The organism is Colwellia sp. RSH04 (assembly GCF_003545765.1).
Lineage (GTDB): Bacteria > Pseudomonadota > Gammaproteobacteria > Enterobacterales > Alteromonadaceae > Colwellia.
Genome location: NZ_QXIO01000031.1, coordinates 1 through 2,245 on the forward strand (window position 1 = coordinate 1; position 2,245 = coordinate 2,245).

Here is a 2,245-nt window from a genome sequence, read left to right on the forward strand (position 1 = left end):
CGTAACCCACCAAGCTAACCTTGAAAACACTGTTCTTACAATAAAATAATAACTCGATTTCGTGTTGCCAAATAACGCCACAATAAGCGGCTTGTAATGGTTGGCTAAAATGTGAAGCGAAGCGGAACCGAGCCAACTGTTACGAGTCCGTTTGATTGCCTTGTTAGTTGCTGATAGTTAAACATATTTAACTTACCAACAACACTAAAAATTAATTAATGGAAGTGAGAATTAAAAAACACCCACCTCAACTTTGCCACTTACCGTGAATTTGAGCCGTTTACGCTTTCGCTAGTTATTTTCACTAACCAAACTTAGGCGAAAACTGTGTAACCCAAAACACAAAACTCATTTTAAAAGCTAAATATTGCCATACAAAAGGAAGGAAACAAACACCAATCCTTTGATGTGAAATGCCGCACGATTAAAACTAAGTTTACTCGAACAAGTTGCGGAAACTAACGCCCCAATAAGAGGCTGATAATAGTTTGCCATAATGTGAAGCGAAGCGGAACCGGGCAAACTGTTAGCAGTCCTGCTTTATTGCCTTGTTAGTTTGCTGACGTACCTGCTAGTTTTGATTAGGTAATGTGTCAGTTAACACCATATAGACGACCCAACAAAATATTAGTAGAAAGATACTACCAAACAACCTGACTAAATTGGAACGTATAGAAAATTCAGTTTTACGAACACCTACATTTAGCCCGAAATTTCTCATTGCGCTTTGTAAAATGAAAAGTAACTTCTGAAAGCCTTGCGGCCAAAAAGTTAACCAAAACCCGAATGAGCCACATATAACAAGTGCAATAAGTCCATCGAAATAATTCATATTGCACCAATCCTTGAGAGCAAACTAACGTTTATATTAAGCGGCTAAGTAACGTTGGATATAATCGCGAAGCGATGGCCAACTGTTACGTGTCCGCTTGAATTACCTTGTTATTTGATGGTAGCGATTAAAGCTAACGATAACAAGAATTTTACTGGTTTTGGCAGCCCGACCGTAGAACCAAAAAGTGCCCAGCGCCACGACTAACCAAACCGTGATTTTTGAGCCAAACACTAAAGTGAATTTAGCTCATGGCTTTACAGCAAAAAATGTCTAAAACAGTAAAGCCTATTAGCGGCTTTAACCAAAACGCTTAGGCGAAAACTGAAGCGTAACCCACCAAAACAAGTTAGGAAACACTGCTTTTACAATAAAACTTTAGCTTGATTTCGTGGTGCCAAATAACGCCGTTTTAAGCGGCAAATTGCAGTTGGCTAAAATAAGTGAGGCACGAACAAAAAGCCAACTGTAATTTGTCCGACTTGAAAACCCTTGTTAGGTGTTTTTACTGATTTTTAAGCTGTACTTTTTGCATGTCTGGCCTAATTTACTCACTTTACTTGGCCAATCCCACCCCTCAAATGATTCGAGGTATAGGTCTCCAAAAGCTTTAACATGACACAAACCTTCAATTTCACGTAAAGCCTCTAAAAGAGATTCGGATTTATCAAGTAAATCAATTTGAGCTTCTAAAAGTAATGCTTGCTCAAGTAAATCGTGACCTCTTAACTCTAAAGCTATTTCCACCGCTTGATTTTTGATTGAATCTAACTTGATCACCGAAGACACCTAACGTTTATATTAAACGGCAAAGTAACAGTGGCTATAATCGCGAAGCGATGGCCAACTGTTACGTGTCCGATTTGAATTATCTTGTTATTTGATGGTAGCGGAAAACCACCAACGAAAACAAGAGCTTTTACTGATTTGGCAGCCCGACCGTAGAAGCCAAAAGCACCCAGCAACACGACTAACCAAACCGTGATTTTTGAGCCAAACACGAAAGCTAGAACAAAGTTAATGACTTTACCGCAAGTTGTCTTAAAAAGCGTAAAGTCTATTAACGACAAACACCAAAACGGTTAGGCGAAAACTGAGGCGTAACCCACCAAGCTAATTTTGAAAACACTGCTCTTACAATAAAATAATAACTCGATTTCGTGTTGCCAAATAACGTTTATATTAAACGGCAAAGTAACAGTGGCTATAATCGCGAAGCGATGGCCAATTGTTACGTGTCCGATTTGAATTATCTTGTTATTTGATGGTAGCGGAAAACCACCAACGAAAACAAGAGCTTTTACTGATTTGGCAGCCCGACCGTAGAAGCAAAAAACACCCAGCAACACGACTAACCAAACCGTGATTTTTGAGCCAAACACGAAAGCTAGAACAAAGTTAATGACTTTACCG

At 39.1% G+C, this 2,245-nt stretch carries 2 protein-coding genes; both read right to left on the reverse strand.

The window, feature by feature from the left end:
* Positions 1 to 1,327: 1,327 nt before the first annotated feature.
* Complete coding sequence (locus tag D1094_RS18305) at positions 1,328 to 1,612, reverse strand: hypothetical protein (protein WP_118961538.1); 285 nt, start codon at positions 1,610 to 1,612, stop codon at positions 1,328 to 1,330.
* Positions 1,613 to 1,914: 302 nt separating this feature from the next.
* On the reverse strand, positions 1,915 to 2,245 hold a 331-nt coding region (locus D1094_RS18760; protein WP_220452576.1), incomplete at its 5' end, for a hypothetical protein.